Consider the following 2,450-nt stretch of genomic DNA (forward strand, 5'->3'; position numbering starts at 1 on the left):
GTAAGCGGTCACCCAGCGGCGTTATAGCCCCCCGTTAAACCTCCCGTCAGAATCGAATTTTGATCAATGACGCGGAGGCACAATGAAGACCCCAACATCACCTTCAACAAAGAAGAACGATCGATCCACGTTGTGGAGAGAACGCCTGATGCGGTACGCCGCCAGCAGCCATACTGTCGCTGCTTTTTGTCGCAGCGAATCCATTTCGATCGCGTCGTTTTATCTTTGGCGCAAGCGGTCGCTGGCATCACCAGCTGGTGCTGGTGCTGGTGATGCGAAGAGCGTCAGCGCAGTATCACCGCGCTTCATCGATCTTGGCCCGATAACCAAACTGAATCGTGTATCTGGTCCCAAGCAGGAAGTCGTTGTGCCACCACCGGCCACACTCACCATCGAGCTCGACCTTGGCCATGGCGTCGTGCTGCGACTCCTGCGCTCCTGATGTTCTTCCCAGAAGGTCAGGTCCGTGTCTTCCTGTATGGCGAACCGGTCAGCATGCGCCTGTCCTTTGACGGCCTGTATGCACTGGCCCGCCACCGGTTACAGCAGGACCCGCTGTCAGGCAATCTGTTTGCTTTTATCAATCGCCGCGCTACTCAGATCAAGGTGCTCTACTTCGACCGCACCGGCCTGTGCGTGTGGGCAAAGCGATTGGAGCAGGGCCGGCTTATCAGCGATTGGCGCGAGGTCAGCAGTTGCGAAATGGATTGGACTGCGCTGAAATGTCTACTCGAAGGGATTACGCCGCAGCGGGTAAAAAAGCGCTATCAACATGCACCGTTCTCATCCGAGATCAAGGGTTAGATGAGGTCGTTGTGTGAGGATGTCGTTATGCCGCGCTCATCGACATCACCGACCCCAAACGCCACCGCCATCGCAGCGATGGCGGCACCGGCGCTGGTTGAATTGATCAGCAAACTCGACCATGAGATCGTTCATTTGCGCCGCCAAGTCGCGTGGTTTCAGCGTCAGATCTTCGGTCAGAAGAGCGAGCGTCGTCTGCCACCTCCCGACCCGGAACAGGGTGTGCTGGGCGAGGACTTCGCCGGTGTACCAGATGTCGTGCCGGCACCAAAAACCCGTGTCGCCGGTCATGAGCGCGAGACTAAATCCGGTCGTGGTCAGACTGCTGCCGATGAATCAACCCTGTTCTTCGATGAGACCAAAGTGCCGGTCGAAACCATCGCCGTGCCGAACCCGGATATCGCCGGACTGACACCCGCAGAGTACGAAGTCATCGGCGAGAAAGTCAGCCATCGTCTCGCGCAGCGTCCCGGCAGTTACGTCGTCTTGAAGTATGTCCGTCCGGTCATCAAGCGCCGTGACACGCAGGTCCTATCCTGTCCGCCGGCACCGGTCGGCGTGCTCGACGGTAGCCGTGCCGACATCAGCTTCATCGCCGGCATGATGGTCGACAAACTGGCCTTTCATCTGCCGCTGTATCGTCAGCATCAGCGCCTACGTGACGCCGGCATTCAGGTTAGTCGGGCATGGCTGACCCAACTCATGCAGCGCGCCGTCATGTTGCTTGAACCAATACATGATGCGCAAATGGCGTCGATTCGGGCCTCGCGAGTCCTGGCCATGGATGAAACACCGATCAAGGCCGGACCGACAGGCACCGGCAAGATGAAGGCTGCGTATTTCTGGCCCGTGTATGGCCAGCAAGATGAAATTTGCTTCCCTTACTATCCAAGCCGCGCCGCCAGCCACATTCAGGAAGCACTCGGCCTGTCGCTGCCGCAAGGTGCCGTTCTACAAACCGATGGTTATGCAGCCTATGCGCAGTACGCCAAGAAGCTCGGACTGACGCATGCACAATGCTGGTCGCATGCGCGCCGTAAAATATTCGACGCCAAAGACATCGAACCCGGTCCGGCCGGGCAGGCACTGGAATGGATCGGTGCGCTCTTTGCCGCCGAGGCCCACATCCGTGAACATCATCTGACCGGTGCAGCGAAACAGGCTTGGCGAATCACCCACGCTAAACCCATCGTTCAACGGCTCTTTGCCTGGATCGACAAGCAGTTCGAACAACAAGGCTTTTTACCTAGCAGTCCCTTCACCGGCGCGCTCGCGTACTTGCGTGAACGGCGGGCCGGCCTCGAAGTCTACCTCGATGATCCGGATGTCCCGATCGATACCAATCATCTGGAGCGCGCGCTGCGCGTCATCCCGATGGGCCGGAAAAACTGGTTGTTCAATTGGACCGAGCTGGGTGCAAAACACATCGGCATCATGCAAAGTCTGATCGTAACCTGCCGTCTACACGACATCGATCCGTATGACTATCTTGTTGATGTGCTGCAGCGCGTGGCGCAGCAGCCGGCATCCAAGGTGCATGAACTCACGCCCCGCCTCTGGAAAATTCACTTCGACAGCAACCCGCTGCGCTCTGATTTATACGACATCACGAAACGGCGCAATCACGCCTCTGAGTGAGCGCTTAC

3 protein-coding genes are annotated in these 2,450 nt (G+C 57.9%); all 3 read left to right on the forward strand.

Translation table 11 applies throughout. The features are described from left to right. Positions 1–82 precede the first annotated feature (82 nt). From tnpA to tnpC, 3 genes are read left to right on the forward strand one after another with little or no spacing between them, the layout of a single operon-like run. The gene (gene tnpA / locus QN370_RS20415; RefSeq protein WP_322126160.1) at positions 83–442 is read left to right on the forward strand and encodes an IS66 family insertion sequence element accessory protein TnpA; all 360 of its coding nucleotides are present in this window, start codon (positions 83–85) and stop codon (positions 440–442) included. Next, positions 442–804 (forward strand): IS66 family insertion sequence element accessory protein TnpB, encoded by a 363-nt coding sequence (gene tnpB, locus QN370_RS20420; protein ID WP_322127173.1) that lies wholly within the window; start codon positions 442–444, stop codon positions 802–804. Before tnpA ends, tnpB begins: the two co-directional genes overlap by 1 nt. A 27-nt stretch (positions 805–831) precedes the next feature. After that, positions 832–2,442, forward strand: coding sequence for an IS66 family transposase (tnpC, locus tag QN370_RS20425; protein ID WP_416172107.1), 1,611 nt, complete (start codon positions 832–834; stop codon positions 2,440–2,442). The last annotated feature ends 8 nt before the right edge of the window (positions 2,443–2,450 follow it).

The sequence above is a fragment of the Actimicrobium sp. CCI2.3 genome (assembly GCF_035019065.1).
Lineage (GTDB): Bacteria > Pseudomonadota > Gammaproteobacteria > Burkholderiales > Burkholderiaceae_D > Actimicrobium.